This is a genomic window from Streptomyces sp. NPDC048389, assembly GCF_040706335.1.
Lineage (GTDB): Bacteria > Actinomycetota > Actinomycetes > Streptomycetales > Streptomycetaceae > Streptomyces.
Map to the genome: position 1 here is coordinate 65,367 of NZ_JBEZKP010000023.1, position 14,965 is coordinate 80,331.

The window sequence follows — 14,965 nt, forward strand, 5'->3', positions numbered from 1 at the left end:
CGAAGGGCCCCGTCCATCGAGTGGACGGGGCCCGGCGCCGTGGCGACGTGCGGGTCGGGGATCAGTGGTGGCCGTGGCCGCTGGTGATCTCCTTGTACTCCTCGGTCGTCGGCTTGGGAATCTGGTTGTCCCCGCCGTAGTAGCCCCTGCTGAGCTTGGCGCGCAGCTTCTCGGTGCGCTTGACCTTGCGGCGCACGCCGTTCTCGTCGACCGCCGGGCCGATCTCGGCGGGCTTGTACTGCTCGTGCGCGGTCAGCTTGTGCAGGTCGGCCTGCGACAGCGGCTCGTGGACCTCGACGAACTCACCGTGCGGCAGCCGCTTGATGATGCCGGACTCGCGTCCGTGCAGCACCTTGTCCTTGTCGCGCCGCTGCAGACCCAGGCAGATCCGCTTGGTGATGACGAACGCGAGGACCGGTCCGACGAAGAACGTGATGCGCACGAACCAGGTGATCGCGTTGATCGACAGATGGAAGTGCGTCGCGAAGATGTCGTTTCCGCCACCCAGCAGCATGATCACATAGGCGGTCACCCAGGCGACGCCCAGCGCGGTACGCGTCGGAGCGTTGCGCGGCCGGTCCAGGATGTGGTGCTCGCGCTTGTCACCGGTGATCCACGACTCGATGAACGGGTACACCGCGAGCGCGGCGAGCATCACACCGAAGAGGACCAGCGGGATGAACACGCCCAGGACCAGAGTGTGGCCCCAGAGGTTGATCTCCCAGCCCGGCATCACTCGGACCAGGCCCTCCGCGAAGCCCATGTACCAGTCGGGCTGGGCGCCGGTGGACACCATGTCCGGCCGGTACGGGCCGAGCGCCCACACCGGGTTGATCGTGAACATGCCGGCGATCAGCGCGATGACACCGAAGACCAGGAAGAAGAAGCCTCCGGCCTTGGCCATGTAGACCGGCAGCAGCGGCATGCCGACGACGTTCTTGTTCGTACGTCCGGCGCCCGCGAACTGCGTGTGCTTGTGGTAGAAGACCAGGATCAGGTGGGCCACCACGAGGCCGAGCATGATGCCCGGCAGCAGCAGGATGTGGATCGAGTAGAACCGCGCCACCATGTCGTGGCCGGGGAACTCGCCGCCGAACAGGAACATCGAGATGTAGGTGCCGACGATCGGCGTCGCCAGGATCGCGCCCTGCGTGAAGCGGACACCGGTGCCGGAGAGCAGGTCGTCGGGGAGCGAGTAACCGGTGAAACCGGTGAACATGCCGAGGACGAAGAGCAGGAAACCGAACAGCCAGTTGATCTCACGCGGCTTGCGGAACGCGCCGGTGAAGAACACGCGCATCATGTGCACGAACATCGCGGCGAGGAAGATCAGCGCGGCCCAGTGGTGGATCTGCCGGATGAGCAGACCACCGCGGACGTCGAAGCTGATGTCCAGCGTCGAGGCGTACGCCTCGGTCATGCGGATGCCCTGCATCGGCACGTACGAGCCGTGGTACTCGATCTCGTTCATGCTCGGGTGGAAGAACAGCGTCAGGTACACACCCGTGAGGATGATGATGATGAAGCTGTAGAGCGCGATCTCACCCAGCATGAAGGACCAGTGGTCCGGGAAGATCTTCCGCATGTTGGCCTTGGCCAGGGAGTAGATCCCCAGTCGGCCGTCGGCCCAGTCGGCCACCCGCTCGCCGGCGGGCGCCTTCTTCCGTGTATCCGTCTGTGTACTCATCCGCGCTCCCAGAAGGCAGGACCGACGGGCTCTTCGAAGTCGCCGAGCGCCTCGAGGTTGCCCTCGGCGTTCACACCGATCCGCAGCTGCGGAAGCGGGTGACCGGCCGGACCGAAGATGACGCGGGCGCCGTCGGAGAGGTCGAAGGTGGACTGGTGGCACGGGCAGAGGACGTGGTGCGTCTGCTGCTCGTACAGGCTGACCGGGCAGCCGACGTGGGTGCAGATCTTCGAGTACGCCACGATGCCCTCGTAGGACCACTCGAGCTCGCGCTGGTCCTTGATGTCCTCCGGCTGGATCCGGACGATCATCACGGCCGCCTTGGCGATCTCGGTGTTGAAGTTGTGGTCGTCCTCCTTCAGGCCCTCGGGCATGACGAAGGTCAGCGAACCCACGGCGACGTCCTCGGGACGCAGCGGCTCATTGGTGTTCATGTTGATGAGCTGCTTGCCCCTGGCCCACAGGGTGGTGCGGAGCTTGTTCTCGGGCAGCGGGCCGAGATCGCGCAGCAGCACGACGCCGGAGAGCGGCACCATGGCCAGCGCACCGAACATGGTGTTGCGGATCAGCTTGCGCCGCCCGATCGCGGACTCCCTGGCACCGTCCGCGAAGTCGGCCATGACCTTGGCCTTGACCTCGGGCGCGGCCTCGATCGGGTGACGGTCGTCGGCGACCTCCACGTCGGACATCAGGGTGCGCGCCCAGTGGACGGCACCGGCCCCGATGCAGAACAGCGCGAGGCCCAGCGTCACACCCAGCGAGAAGTTGAGCGCGCTGACGTGCCCGAACGGCCAGATGTAGACGATCTTGTCGACCGGGAAGATCACGAACGAGGCGATGAAGCCGATCGTCGAGAGCATCGACAGCGTGAACAGCAAGGCCACGGTGCGTTCGGAACGCTTGGCGGCCCGCTCGTCGATGTCCTGGATGCGCGGCTTGTGGGCCGGCAGCCCCGGGTCGGCGAACGGATCCTCGCCGTGGCGCTGGGCGACGGCGGTGCTGCCACCGTGTGCCGCGTCGTGCGCGGCGCCCTGCTCTGCGGGCAGGTTCTCTTCTGGAATGTCTTGGCTACTCATGACTTCTTGGCCTTAGCGGTGTGGGCCGCGACCCAGACGGCAACAGCGATCAGCGAACCGAGACCGAAGATCCAGCCGAACAGACCCTCACTGACGGGGCCGAGCCCGCCCAGGCCGAAGCCGCCGGGGGTCGGCGTGTCCTCGCCGTTCACGGTCTTGACGTACGCGATGATGTCCCGCTTCTGCTGCCCGGGCATCGTGGAGTCGGGGAAGGAGGGCATGTTCTGCGGGCCGGTCTGCATGGCCTCGTACAGGTGCTTCGGGCTGACGCCCTCCAGGCTCGGAGCGAACTTCCCGTCGGTGAGCGCGCCGCCCTCACCGGTGAAGTTGTGGCACTGGGCGCAGTTGTTGCGGAACAGTTCGCCACCGTTGGCGATGTCCGCGCCCTCGGGGCTGTACTCCTCCTCGGTCGGCGTGATCGGGCCGGCGCCGAGGGAGGCGATGTACGCCGCGAGCTGGTCGATCTCGGCCTGCGAGTACACGACCGGCTTTTCGGGCACCTGAGCGCCGGGCTGCTGGGCGGGCATGCGCCCCGTACCGACCTGGAAGTCGACGGCGGCGGAGCCGACACCGACCAGGGACGGGCCGTCTGAGGTGCCCTGACCGCCGGTTCCGTGGCAGCTTGCGCAGCCCACGGTGTAGAGCTTCTGCCCCTCCTTGATGGCGAGGGACTGGGCGGTCGTGTCGGCCTGCGCCTTGTCCGCGGGTGCGAACGCGGCGTACAGCCCCCCAGTGGCCGCCAGCGCGAGGAGTAGGACGACGACCGCCGCCAGCGGATGGCGTCGTCGTGCGGAGAGCTTTTTCACGGATTACCCCGGTGTCAGGATCTTCTGCGTCGGTGCTTCTGGACTGTGTCTGCTTCAGGCGGCGCCCGCTCGGGACGGACCGCTCGCGCCGGTTACTTGATCATGTAGATCGTGGCGAAGAGGCCGATCCAGACGACATCGACGAAGTGCCAGTAATAGGACACGACGATGGCGGCGGTTGCCTGCTCGTGGGTGAATCTCCGGGCCGCGTAGGTCCTTGCCAGGACCAGCAGGAAGGCGATGAGTCCGCCCGTCACGTGCAGGCCGTGGAAACCGGTGGTCAGGTAGAACGCCGAGCCGTACGGGTCGGACGAGAGGGAGAGCCCCTCGTGCTTGACCAGCTCGGTGTACTCGAAGACCTGACCGCCGATGAAGATGGCACCCATCACGAACGTGATGATGAACCAGGTGCGCAGCTTCTTCACATCGCCTCGCTCGGCGGCGAAGACGCCGAGCTGGCATGTGAGGGAGGAGAGCACCAGGATCGTGGTGTTCGTCGCCGCGAACGGGAAGTTCAGCGCATCGGCTTTCTCTGCCCAGTACTCGGCACCCATCACCGATCGCAGAGTGAAGTACATCGCGAATAGGGCCGCGAAGAACATCAGCTCGGAACTGAGCCAGACGATGGTTCCGACGCTGGTGAGGTTCGGCCGATTGACCGACGGGTGCGCGTGCCCGGTTTCTACTGTCGTTGCTGTCGCCACGACCGACATTATGTCGGTCGCTTATCCCGCCCTCACTCCGGGGGGTGCCGTTCGGAGTGTTCCGCCCCTCAACGGGACCTTCCGGCGGGGCCGGACGGCCCAGCGAAGCCGTGTCAGAACCGGTGCTGACAGGCAGTGGGACGGAGTAGCATCCGGCGCAACAAGCCTGATCGAACGAGTGCGGAGGAATCATGCAGTCGAGCGCCACGGTCCTGGTCTACAGCGACGACTCGAACACCCGCGAGCAGGTCAGGCTGGCAGCGGGGCGCCGGCCCGCCGCCGACGTTCCGCCGGTGCGGTTCGTGGAATGCGCGACCCTGCCCGCGGTCCTGAAGGCCCTGGAAGAGGGCGGCATCGACGTCTGCGTGCTGGACGGCGAGACGGTTCCGGCGGGCGGGATGGGCGTGTGCCGGCAGATCAAGGACGAGGTCTTCGACTGCCCGCCCGTGCTCCTGCTGATCGGCCGCCCGCAGGACGCCTGGCTGGCCACCTGGAGCCGCGCGGAGGCGGCGGTGACGCTGCCGGTGGACCCGGTGGAGTTCGCGGCGTCCCTCGCGGCCCTGCTGCGCGCCCGCCTCTCCATCGGAGCCTGACCGCGCTGCCCCGGCCCTCAAACCGTGGGCCGCAGCCTGGCGGTCACGGCGGTGACGTTGCCGTTCGACGCCTCGGAGCCGGGGACCAGGGCACTGCCCTCGCGCCACTTGTCCCAGGACAGGTTCCAGTCTCCGAAGCCGTTCCCGAACGTGTCCATCATGTCGCCGTAACTGTTGACGACCTCGACGACGTCACCCTCGCGGACGGTCTTGAAGAACCATTCGGCATTGCTCATGGACATCCCGACGCAGCCGTGGCTGACGTTCGCGTAGCCCTGCGAGCCGACCGACCAGGGCGCGGCGTGGACGTACTCGCCGCTCCACGTGATCCGCGTCGCCCAGTAGACGGGCAGGTCGTACGACTCGGAGCTTCCTTCCGCGATGCCGATGCTGGTGCTGCGCATCCGCACGAACTGCTGTTTGGCCAGCACGACCTTGATGCCGTTGCGGGTCTCGAAGCCGGGCTTGCCGGTGGTCACCGGCATGGTTTTGATCACTTCTCCGTTGCGCTTCACCGTCATGGTGTGCGCCTCGGCGTCGGCGACGGCTTCGAGACGGTCCCCTATGGTGATCTTCAACGGCTTGGAGGGGCCGCCGTAGAGCTTGCCGGCGACCTTGACGCCCCGGAGGTTGCTGGTGACGTTCACGGTGGTCCCGGTGGGCCAGTACTCCCGGGGCCGGTAGTGCAGGGTCTTGTCGTCGACCCAGTGCCAGGCGCCCTCCACCGCGGGCTTCGAGGTGACCTTCATGGCGCGTTCGACCACCGCCCTGCCCTTGCCTTCACCGACCGCGTGGCTGAGCTTGGCCGTGATGGGCTGCCCGACTCCGTAGGTGCCCGCCTCCGGGCCGAACTCCGCGGTCAGGAAGGTCTTGGCGGGTGCCGTCTCGAAGAAGAGCGTGCGCACGCCCGGAGCGCCTTCGTCGTCCTCCGTGGAGACCCGGACGGTGTACTTCACGCCGGCCGCCAGCGGGGCGGTGGAGCGCCAGCGCACGCCGTCGGCGGCGAGTTCGCCCGCCACGTAGTGACCCGCGCCGTCCATGACGGTGACGTCGGTGATCCGGCCTCCGTCACCCTTGGAGGTGACCTCGAGCGGCTTGTCGGGGTCCACCTTCGTGGCTCCCGACGCGGCGTTGAGGCTCACCTGCCGCGCCGCGTCGTACGGCGCGGCCGACAGGGGGTGCCGGTCCGGTTCGCCGCAGGCGGTCGCGACCACACCGAGGGAGACGACCAGCGCGATGCAGCTGACGGCACGGATACGAGGCGTGTGGTTCATAAGCACACGGTATGAAGGATTGTCAGCCGCGGCGCGCGGGATGACTCCGAACGAGTGGGCCCGGATCACCTCACTGGAGTGAGGTGATCCGGGCCCGTCGCTCGTGTCGCGTTGTTCTGCTGTTCCGCTCAGGCGGTACTACTACTGGTTCTGGCTCTCACCGCGGTAGTACTCGAACACCCAGCCGAAGAGGCCGACCAGGAGCAGCGGCAGCGAGAAGTACAGCAGCCACCAGCCGATCGCCACGCCGAGGAAGGCGAGCGCACCGCCGATACCCAGCGCGAGCGGCTGCCAGCTGTGCGGGGAGAAGAACCCCACCTCGCCGGCCTCGTCGGCCACGTCGGCTTCCTTGTCGTCCTGCGCCATGGCGTCCACTCGCCGGGCCGTGAAGGCCAGGTAGTAGCCGACCATGACGGTCAGGCCGAAGGACAGGAAGAGAGCGGTGGTGCCGACCGGCTCCTTCGACCAGACGCCGTACAGGATGGCGACGGCCAGAATGAAGACGCTCAGCCAGAGGAACATCCGTCCCTGGATCTTCACTTGCTCTCCTCCTTGCCACCGACCAGCACACCGGCGCCGTGGCCACCGTGCTCGAGCTCGTCGAGAGCGGCGATCTCCGGGTGGTGCAGGTCGAACGCCGGCGATTCACTGCGGATACGCGGCAGGGTGAGGAAGTTGTGCCGCGGCGGCGGGCAGGACGTCGCCCACTCGAGCGAACGGCCGTAGCCCCACGGGTCGTCGACCTCGATCTTCCTGCCGTACTTCGCCGTCTTCCAGACGTTGTACATGAAGGGCAGGATCGACGCTCCGAGCAGGAACGAGGCGATCGTGGAGATCGTGTTCAGCGCGGTGAAGCCGTCGGCGGCGAGGTAGTCCGCGTAACGCCGCGGCATGCCTTCCGCGCCCAGCCAGTGCTGCACCAGGAAGGTGCCGTGGAAGCCGATGAACAGCGTCCAGAAGGTGATCTTTCCGAGCCGCTCGTCCAGCATCTTGCCGGTGAACTTCGGCCACCAGTAGTGGAATCCGGCGAACATCGCGAAGACCACGGTGCCGAAGACGACGTAGTGGAAGTGCGCGACGACGAAGTACGAGTCCGAGACGTGGAAGTCCAGCGGCGGCGAGGCCAGGATGACGCCCGTCAGGCCACCGAAGGTGAAGGTGACCAGGAAGCCGATGGTCCACAGCATCGGTGTCTCGAAAGACAGGGAGCCCTTCCACATCGTGCCGATCCAGTTGAAGAACTTCACGCCCGTCGGTACGGCGATGAGGAACGTCATGAAGGAGAAGAACGGTAGTAGGACTCCGCCGGTGACGTACATGTGGTGCGCCCACACCGTCACGGACAGGCCGGCGATCGCGATCGTCGCACCGATCAGACCGATGTAACCGAACATCGGCTTGCGGGAGAAGACCGGGATGATCTCCGAGACGATGCCGAAGAACGGCAGCGCGATGATGTACACCTCTGGATGGCCGAAGAACCAGAAGAGGTGCTGCCACAGCAGTGCGCCGCCGTTGGACGCGTCGAAGATGTGCGACCCGAACTTGCGGTCCGACTCCAGGGCGAACAGCGCGGCCGCCAGGACCGGGAAGGCCAGCAGGACCAGCACACCGGTCAGCAGGACGTTCCAGGTGAAGATCGGCATCCGGAACATCGTCATGCCCGGAGCGCGCATGCAGATGATCGTGGTGATGAAGTTGACCGAGCCGAGGATCGTGCCGAAGCCGGAGAAGGCCAGACCCATGATCCACATATCGGCGCCGACACCCGGCGAACGGACCGCGTCCGACAGCGGTGAGTAGGCGAACCAACCGAAGTCGGCGGCGCCCTGCGGGGTGAGGAAGCCGGCCACCGCGATCAGCGAGCCGAAGAGGTACAGCCAGTACGCGAACATGTTCAGCCGCGGGAACGCCACGTCCGGCGCGCCGATCTGCAGCGGCATGATCCAGTTCGCGAATCCGGCGAACAGCGGCGTCGCGAACATCAGCAGCATGATCGTGCCGTGCATCGTGAACGCCTGGTTGAACTGCTCGTTCGACATGATCTGCGTGCCCGGCCGGGCCAGCTCGGCGCGCATGAAGAGCGCCAGCAGGCCGCCGATGCAGAAGAAGACGAACGACGTGACGAGGTAGAGCGTGCCGATCGTCTTGTGGTCGGTGGTCGTCAGCCACTTCACCACGACGTTGCCCGGCTGCTTGCGCCGCACTGGCAGCTCGTTCTCGTACGAGTCTTCATCTGCCGCGGCGGCACCCTGGGGTTCGTTGAGGATGCTCACAGTTGGTTCTTCTCCGCATTCCTGGCCGGGTCCGTCTGCTCAATACCCGACGGGATGTAGCCGGTCTGCCCCTTCTCGGCAAGCTCCTTCAGGTGCTGCTGGTAGCGCTCCGGGGAGACGACCTTGACGTTGAAGAGCATCCGGGAGTGGTCGACTCCGCAGAGTTCGGCGCACTTGCCCAGGAAGGTGCCCTCCCGCGTGGGGGTCACCTCGAAGACGTTGGTGTGGCCGGGGATGACGTCCTGCTTCATCAGGAAGGGGACCACCCAGAAGGAGTGGATGACGTCACGCGAGGTCAGGACGAACCGGACCTTCTCCCCCTGGGGCAGCCAGAGCGTGGGGCCCGGGTTGCCGGTCTGCGGGTTCCGGGTGCCGGGGATTCCGGCGTCGTAGACGCCTTCCGCCCCTTCGGGGAAGTTCTGGGCGTACCTCTGAGGGATCGCCTTGAGTTCCTCGTTCGCGGCCGGGTCGCCGGTGGCCGGGTTCCCGTCCACGTTCTCGATGTAGTTGAAGCCCCAGCTCCACTGGTAGCCGACCACGTTGATGGTGTGGGCGGGTTCGTCGGAGAGCTGGAGGAGCTTCGACTCGTCGCGCGCGGTGAAGTAGAAGAACACCGAAACGATGATGATCGGGACCACGGTGTACAGGGCCTCGATGGGCATGTTGTACCGGGTCTGCGGAGGGATCTCCACCTTGGTGCGGGTGCGCCGGTGGAAGAAAACGCTCCACAGGATCAGGCCCCACACCAGGACGCCCGTGGCGAGCGCCGCCGCCCACGAGCCCTGCCAGAGGGAGAGGATTCGCGGCGCCTCCTCCGTGACAGGCGTGGGCATTCCGAGGCGGGGGAAATCCTCCCAGTTGTAGGAACAACCGGAGGCGGTAGCCAGGATCAGGCCCGCAGTCAGCAACTGCGGCAGCTTCCGCCGCATCGGGCGCCGCGACATGGGGGTACCGCCCACGCCCTGCGGGCCGTGGGGGAGGTCGGAGCCGTTGGGACTCACGTAGCGCCTTCCCGAGAGTCTCGGCCCGCGCGGCCGGCTGCGGCCGTCTCGCTGGTCGGTCGCCGGCCCTGACGCGGGCAGGGGTTTGGATGTTTATGCGGACCAAACCCTACTGGACGCAATTTGGGGTCGCGCGGGGAGGGTGCCCAACGCGCCGTCCGGCACCCCGAAGGGATGGCCGGCCCCTTCGAGTGAGGTACGGAGCGCCCCGGAATGCCCCCTTCCAGCAGGCAACTGACGCCCCCTCTTCCCGCGGGGGTTAGCGTGACGGCGTGCCCTACTTCGATGCCGCGTCCGCCGCTCCCCTGCACCCCGTCGCCCGCCAGGCCCTGCATGCCTCCCTGGACGAGGGCTGGGCCGACCCGGCCCGGCTCCACCGCGAGGGCCGCCGAGCCCGGCTGCTGCTCGACGCGGCCAGGGAGGCCGCGGCGGAGGCCGTCGGATGCCGCCCCGACGAGCTCGTCTTCACTCCTTCGGGGACGCAGGCGATCCACACCGGAATCTCCGGAGCGCTGGCCGGGCGTCGGCGTGTCGGCCGCCGTCTCGTCGTCTCCGCCGTCGAACACTCCGCGGTCCTGACCGCGGCTGCCGCGTGGGAGGCGGCCGGCGGCTCGGTGACCGAGGTCGGCGTCGACCGGCACGGGGCGGTGTCCCCCGACACGTACGCCGCGGAACTCGGCTCTGCCACGGCACTGGCGTGCCTCCAGTCCGCCAACCACGAGGTGGGCACCGAGCAGCCGGTGCGGGAGGTGGCGGAGGCGTGCCGCGCGGTGGGGGTGCCGCTGCTGGTGGACGCCGCCCAGTCCCTGGCCTGGGGCCCCGTCGACGCGGACTGGTCGCTGCTCACCGCGAGCGCGCACAAGTGGGGCGGCCCGGCCGGCGTCGGGCTGCTCGCCGTACGCAAGGGCGTCCGGTTCGCCCCGCAGGGCCCGGCGGACGAGCGGGAGTCGGGCCGGTCCGCCGGCTTCGAGAACATTCCGGCGATCGTGGCGGCGGCGGCCTCGCTGCGTGCCGTACGCGCGGAGGCGGCGGACGAGGCGGTACGGCTGCGGGCCCTGGTGGACCGGATCCGGGCGCGGGTGCCGGAGCTGGTGCCCGATGTGGAGGTGGTGGGCGACCCGGTACGGCGGCTGCCGCACGTGGTGACGTTCTCCTGTCTCTACGTCGACGGGGAGACATTGCTGCACGAGCTGGACCGGGCCGGCTTCTCCGTCTCCTCCGGCTCGTCGTGCACGAGCAGCACGCTGATCCCCAGCCATGTGCTGCGGGCGATGGGCGTGCTGTCGGAGGGAAACGTACGGGTGTCGCTGCCGCCGTCCGGCACGTCGGAGGAGGACGTGGACCGCTTCCTGGAGGTGCTGCCGGGGGTGGTGGCGGGTGTACGGGAGCGGTACGGGGCGCCGGTGCCGGCGGGGCCGGTGTCGTCAGGGCCGATGTCGTCGCCGTCGTCTTCGCCGTCGCCCTCGCCCGGGCCGGCGAAATCCCTGGTGGTGGACGCGCTCGGCCGGCGCTGCCCGATCCCGGTGATCGAACTGGCGAAGGTCATCGGCGACGTACCGGTCGGCGGCACGGTGACGGTCCTCTCCGACGACGAGGCGGCGCGGCTCGACATCCCCGCGTGGTGCGGGATGCGGGGGCAGGAGTACGTGGGGGAACAGGGGGCGGAGCAGGGCGTGGCATACAAGGTGCGGCGGGTGGTGTAGCACCCGCCGCAGGCGTTTCCCCGACCCCTTCCCTTCCCTTCCCTTCCCGAACCGGGGCTCTGCCCCGGGCCCGTACGCCTCGTCTCCCCCACGGCCCGGCGGCCGGGGAAGGTGCCCGCAGCGGGGCTGATGTCGCGGAGTGTCATCAGCCCGCCGGGCGATTGAGGGCACCGCGCGAAGCGCGGTACCGGGCCCGGGGCCCGCCCCGGTTTTCGGGAAGGGACGGGGAGGGGAAACCGCCCCGGTGTCAGGAGAGGTACTGGTGGACCTCCGAGGCCGCCTCGTCGCCGTACGCCTTCGTGAAGCGCTCCATGAAGTGCGCGCGCCGCAGCGTGTACTCCTGTGTGCCCAGCGTCTCGATCACCAGCGTCGCCAGCATGCAGCCCACCTGGGCCGCCCGCTCCAGGCCCACGCCCCACGACAGGCCGGAGAGGAAGCCCGCGCGGAACGCGTCGCCGACGCCGGTCGGGTCGACCTTGGCCTCCTCGTCGGGGCAGCCGACCTCGACCGGGTCCGTGCCGGTGGACTCGATGCGGACGCCGCGCGCGCCGAGCGTGGTGACGCGGTGGCCCACCCGGCCGAGGATCTCGTCGTCGCTCCAGCCGGTCTTGGACTCGATGAGCCCCTTCTCGTACTCGTTGGAGAACAGGTACGCCGCGCCGTCCAGCAGTATCCGGATCTCGTCGCCGCTCATCCGGGCGATCTGCTGCGAGAAGTCCGCGGCGAACGGGATGCCCCGCGAGCGGCACTCCTCGGTGTGCCGCAGCATCGCCTCCGGGTCGTCCGCTCCGATCAGGACGAGGTCGAGGCCGCCGACGCGGTCCGCGACCGACTTGAGCTCGATCTGGCGGGCCTCGCTCATCGCACCCGTGTAGAAGGAGCCGATCTGGTTGTGGTCGGAGTCCGTGGTGCACACGAAACGGGCGGTGTGCAGGACCTCCGAGATACGGACGGACGCCGTGTCGACGCCGTGGCGGTCGAGCCAGGCGCGGTACTCGTCGAAGTCGGCGCCCGCCGCGCCGACCAGGATCGGGCCGGTGCCCAGCTGGCCCATGCCGAAGCAGATGTTCGCCCCGACCCCGCCGCGCCGCACATCGAGCGTGTCGACGAGGAAGGAGAGGGAGACCGTGTGCAGCTGGTCCGCGACCAACTGGTCGGCGAAGCGGCCGGGGAAGGTCATGAGATGGTCGGTGGCGATGGAGCCGGTGACTGCGATACGCACGGTGAGGCGCTCCTGAGGCGGTGTGGCAGTGACAGTTCACGCTACCGGGTCAAGCGCCCCCGCCGAATGCGGAAACTACCCGATAGTAGGGCTTTTTCCCGGACTCCCGGGTGCATACGGTTCGGCTATGACGATGCACAGCGCCGCCGCGTTCGAGCCGCGGCTGCGGCCCGACCCCCGGGAGTCCGAGATCAGTCTGGCCCAGCTTCGCGTCGACTGCGCCCGAATGGCTCCACACTGGGTGGTACCGGCGGCCGCGGCGGCGGCGCCCGTTTCCCCGTCCCTCATCCACGGTGTCATGGTGCCGCCGGCCTCCGCGCGGCTGGTGGACGCGATGGCCGACTACGGCTACTGACGCCGCGCACCCCGCCCGGGGCGGGACGGAGGGAACCAGGCGCTCCCCCGCTCCGTCCCACCCGTGTCCTCCGCAGCAGGAGGCATGAGACAAGGAGCGATGCGGTGAGCAGCACGGAGAACACGCAGGAGACTCCCCGGCGTCGGCGTTCCCCGCTGGTCGTCGCCTCTGTGGCGGCCGCGGTGCTGGTGGCCGGCGGAGGCGGTGCGTACTTCGCGACCTCCGGCTTCGGTGGCGGCGAGGGCGCGGAGGCCACGGACTCCAAGGGCGGTCCGGACGGCGGGAAGAACCCGCCACTGCTGGCACTGGACGCCAGCGGGTCCGTGGCCGACGGCGGCATCGCCCCGGGCGAGCCCGACCCGACGGGCGGCGGTGTCGTCTACCGGGCCGAGGGTGATCTGCCGGACGGCCCGGACCGTGCGGCCGTGCACCGGACGACGGGGTCGGTCACCGCGGCCGAGGTGACCCGGCTGGCGAAGGCGCTGGGCCTGTCGGGGGAACCACGGCTGGAGGGCCCGGCGTGGAAGGTCGGCCCGTCCAAGGACGGTCAGGGCCCGACGCTGCAGGTGAACAAGGAGGCTCCGGGCGTCTGGACGTTCGCCAGGTACGTCCCTTCGCCGGGCGGCGACAACTGCCTGAAGGGCAGGGCGTGCCCCTCCGGCGGCGCCGGCGAGCCGGGCCCCGCCGTGAGCGAGGCGGAGGCCAGGAAGGCCGCGGCGCCCGTGCTGAAGGCCGCCGGCCAGGGCGACGCCGCACTGGACGCGGGTCAGCTGATGGGCGCGGTACGGGTGGTGAACGCGGACCCGGTGGTGAGCGGGCTGCCCACGTACGGCTGGTCGACCGGGATCCAGGTGGGCGCGGACGGCACCGTCGTCGGCGGCGGCGGCCGGCTCCAGGAGCCGGTGAAGGGCGACACGTATCCCGTGGTCTCCGCCGCCGAGGCGGTCGAGCAGCTGAACGAGGCCGGCAAGGACAGCGGCCGTGTGCGGATCGGCGGGTGCGCCACCCCGGTGCCGCACGGGGAGGTGCCGCACAAGGACGACCTGCGGCCGGAGACTCCGTGCGAGCCCGAGGACTCCCCCGCGGCCCCGGAACGGCGGACGATCAGCAAGGCCGTCTTCGGGCTCGCCGCGCAGTATGTGGACGGGCGGCAGGCGCTGGTGCCCTCGTGGTTGTTCGAGGTGTCGGCGAAGGACGGCGACCGTCCGTTCACGGTGACGCACACCGCGGTGGAGAAGCGGTTCCTCAAGAGCGCCGAGCCGCCCGCGAAGGACCTCACCCCGTCCGAACCGTCGAAGGACCCGGCCGGCCAGGAGGGCCCCGCGCAGATCTCGTACAGCATTGACGGGCGGACCCTGACGGTCACCTTCTGGGGCGGCGTGTGCAGCGACTACGAGGCGAAGGCGACCGAGACGAGTGACCGGGTGAAGGTGCGGATCGTGGAGACCAACCCGGACCCGGACCGGGTCTGCATCATGCTCGCCAAGCAGCTCACGGAGTCCGTGACCCTGGACGAGCCGCTGGACGGCCGGGAGGTCGTCGACGCCGACGGCAAGCCGCTGCCGCGCAAGGGCTGAGCCCTCCCGCCGAGCCCCCACGGCTGCTCATGCCGAAGGCGGCGGACCCGCTCCCGGGTCCGCCGCCTTCGGCATGAGCAGTCGGACTCCTAGCTGAAGGAGTCGCCGCAGGCGCAGGAACCCGTGGCGTTCGGGTTGTCGATGGTGAAGCCCTGCTTCTCGATGGTGTCGACGAAGTCGATGGAGGCGCCGCCCAGATACGGGGCGCTCATCCGGTCGGTGACGACCTTGACGCCGTCGAAGTCCTTCACGACGTCGCCGTCGAGGGAGCGCTCGTCGAAGAACAGCTGGTAACGCAGGCCGGAGCAGCCGCCGGGCTGAACCGCGACGCGCAGCGCCAGGTCGTCCCGGCCTTCCTGGTCCAGCAGGGCCTTGACCTTGGCCGCGGCGGCGTCGGACAGGAGGATGCCGTCGCTCACGGTGGTGGTCTCGTCCGATACGGACATCTGCTTCTCTCCCGGGTTGTACGGACTGCTTGCCGACGGTGCAACCGGCATGACCGCGGATTCATTCCGGGCCGGCCCGTTTTTGCGCTTCGTGTCTCTTCATGCTCGCACACCGCGCCGAAGTGCGGCACCGACCTGTGGACGGGGGGTGCGTCACATCGACGCTATGGCCATCGTCAAAGTGACGTGAAGCGGTTATGATAGATAACGTCAAATAGACGAAAAGTGCTCAGTCAGACGAAGAA

General features: G+C 68.6%; 14 protein-coding genes. 4 read left to right on the top strand and 10 right to left on the bottom strand.

The window, feature by feature from the left end:
- Positions 1–61 precede the first annotated feature (61 nt).
- The 4 genes from AB0903_RS18045 to AB0903_RS18060 all read right to left on the bottom strand — a co-directional run bounded on the left by AB0903_RS18045 (position 62) and on the right by AB0903_RS18060 (position 4,282).
- Positions 62–1,687, bottom strand: a complete 1,626-nt coding sequence (locus AB0903_RS18045) for a cytochrome bc complex cytochrome b subunit (RefSeq protein WP_366703832.1) — start codon at positions 1,685–1,687, stop codon at positions 62–64.
- A complete protein-coding gene (locus AB0903_RS18050; RefSeq protein ID WP_366703834.1) occupies positions 1,684–2,763 on the bottom strand; it encodes a Rieske 2Fe-2S domain-containing protein in 1,080 nt (359 codons plus the stop codon). The genes AB0903_RS18045 and AB0903_RS18050 overlap by 4 nt, the downstream gene beginning before the upstream one ends.
- On the bottom strand, positions 2,760–3,569 hold the full coding sequence (locus AB0903_RS18055; protein ID WP_366703836.1) for a c-type cytochrome: 810 nt from the start codon (positions 3,567–3,569) through the stop codon (positions 2,760–2,762). The genes AB0903_RS18050 and AB0903_RS18055 overlap by 4 nt, the downstream gene beginning before the upstream one ends.
- Positions 3,570–3,661: 92 nt before the next feature.
- Positions 3,662–4,282 (bottom strand): heme-copper oxidase subunit III, encoded by a 621-nt coding sequence (locus AB0903_RS18060; protein WP_366703838.1) that lies wholly within the window; start codon positions 4,280–4,282, stop codon positions 3,662–3,664.
- Between the two features lie 182 nt (positions 4,283–4,464).
- Between AB0903_RS18060 and AB0903_RS18065 the strand changes: the two genes are divergently transcribed.
- Entirely contained in the window at positions 4,465–4,866 is a 402-nt protein-coding gene (locus AB0903_RS18065; protein WP_366703840.1) for a hypothetical protein, read from the top strand.
- 17 nt (positions 4,867–4,883) lie between these two features.
- Here AB0903_RS18065 and AB0903_RS18070 read toward each other — a convergent pair whose 3' ends face one another.
- The 4 genes from AB0903_RS18070 to coxB form a co-directional block, all read right to left on the bottom strand.
- Positions 4,884–6,140 (bottom strand): Ig-like domain-containing protein, encoded by a 1,257-nt coding sequence (locus tag AB0903_RS18070; protein ID WP_366703842.1) that lies wholly within the window; start codon positions 6,138–6,140, stop codon positions 4,884–4,886.
- A 141-nt stretch (positions 6,141–6,281) separates the two neighbouring features.
- Positions 6,282–6,680 carry a cytochrome c oxidase subunit 4 gene (locus tag AB0903_RS18075; protein ID WP_366703844.1) on the bottom strand — a complete coding sequence of 133 codons (399 nt, stop codon included), beginning with the start codon at positions 6,678–6,680 and terminating at the stop codon, positions 6,282–6,284.
- On the bottom strand, positions 6,677–8,416 hold the full coding sequence (gene ctaD / locus AB0903_RS18080; RefSeq protein ID WP_366703846.1) for a cytochrome c oxidase subunit I: 1,740 nt from the start codon (positions 8,414–8,416) through the stop codon (positions 6,677–6,679). The genes AB0903_RS18075 and ctaD overlap by 4 nt, the downstream gene beginning before the upstream one ends.
- Positions 8,413–9,360 carry a cytochrome c oxidase subunit II gene (gene coxB / locus AB0903_RS18085; protein ID WP_366703890.1) on the bottom strand — a complete coding sequence of 316 codons (948 nt, stop codon included), beginning with the start codon at positions 9,358–9,360 and terminating at the stop codon, positions 8,413–8,415. Before coxB ends, ctaD begins: the two co-directional genes overlap by 4 nt.
- A gap of 329 nt (positions 9,361–9,689) precedes the next feature.
- Between coxB and AB0903_RS18090 the strand changes: the two genes are divergently transcribed.
- Positions 9,690–11,120 carry an aminotransferase class V-fold PLP-dependent enzyme gene (locus tag AB0903_RS18090; RefSeq protein WP_366703848.1) on the top strand — a complete coding sequence of 477 codons (1,431 nt, stop codon included), beginning with the start codon at positions 9,690–9,692 and terminating at the stop codon, positions 11,118–11,120.
- A 247-nt stretch (positions 11,121–11,367) separates the two neighbouring features.
- On the opposite strand, the gene AB0903_RS18095 is transcribed toward AB0903_RS18090, so the two are convergent.
- Positions 11,368–12,342 carry a carbohydrate kinase family protein gene (locus AB0903_RS18095; protein ID WP_366703850.1) on the bottom strand — a complete coding sequence of 325 codons (975 nt, stop codon included), beginning with the start codon at positions 12,340–12,342 and terminating at the stop codon, positions 11,368–11,370.
- A gap of 133 nt (positions 12,343–12,475) precedes the next feature.
- On the opposite strand from AB0903_RS18095, the gene AB0903_RS18100 reads away from it, so the two are divergent.
- Both AB0903_RS18100 and AB0903_RS18105 read left to right on the top strand, forming a co-directional pair.
- Positions 12,476–12,697: a hypothetical protein gene (locus AB0903_RS18100; protein ID WP_366703892.1), complete on the top strand. Its 222-nt coding sequence runs from the start codon at positions 12,476–12,478 to the stop codon at positions 12,695–12,697.
- A gap of 104 nt (positions 12,698–12,801) precedes the next feature.
- Positions 12,802–14,274 (top strand): hypothetical protein, encoded by a 1,473-nt coding sequence (locus AB0903_RS18105; RefSeq protein ID WP_366703852.1) that lies wholly within the window; start codon positions 12,802–12,804, stop codon positions 14,272–14,274.
- An 89-nt stretch (positions 14,275–14,363) separates the two neighbouring features.
- Here the strand turns inward: AB0903_RS18105 and AB0903_RS18110 are convergent, their stop codons facing one another.
- Positions 14,364–14,720, bottom strand: a complete 357-nt coding sequence (locus AB0903_RS18110) for an iron-sulfur cluster assembly accessory protein (protein ID WP_005318559.1) — start codon at positions 14,718–14,720, stop codon at positions 14,364–14,366.
- Positions 14,721–14,965 lie beyond the last annotated feature (245 nt).

Coding starts and splice junctions, on each gene's coding strand:
- AB0903_RS18100 (WP_366703892.1), top strand. CDS start 12,476: ATGCACAGCGCCGCCGCGTTCGAGCCGCGGCTGCGGCCCGACCCCCGG.
- coxB (WP_366703890.1), bottom strand. CDS start 9,360: ATGTCGCGGCGCCCGATGCGGCGGAAGCTGCCGCAGTTGCTGACTGCG.
- AB0903_RS18060 (WP_366703838.1), bottom strand. CDS start 4,282: ATGTCGGTCGTGGCGACAGCAACGACAGTAGAAACCGGGCACGCGCAC.
- AB0903_RS18050 (WP_366703834.1), bottom strand. CDS start 2,763: ATGAGTAGCCAAGACATTCCAGAAGAGAACCTGCCCGCAGAGCAGGGC.
- AB0903_RS18110 (WP_005318559.1), bottom strand. CDS start 14,720: ATGTCCGTATCGGACGAGACCACCACCGTGAGCGACGGCATCCTCCTG.
- AB0903_RS18070 (WP_366703842.1), bottom strand. CDS start 6,140: ATGAACCACACGCCTCGTATCCGTGCCGTCAGCTGCATCGCGCTGGTC.
- AB0903_RS18065 (WP_366703840.1), top strand. CDS start 4,465: ATGCAGTCGAGCGCCACGGTCCTGGTCTACAGCGACGACTCGAACACC.
- AB0903_RS18045 (WP_366703832.1), bottom strand. CDS start 1,687: ATGAGTACACAGACGGATACACGGAAGAAGGCGCCCGCCGGCGAGCGG.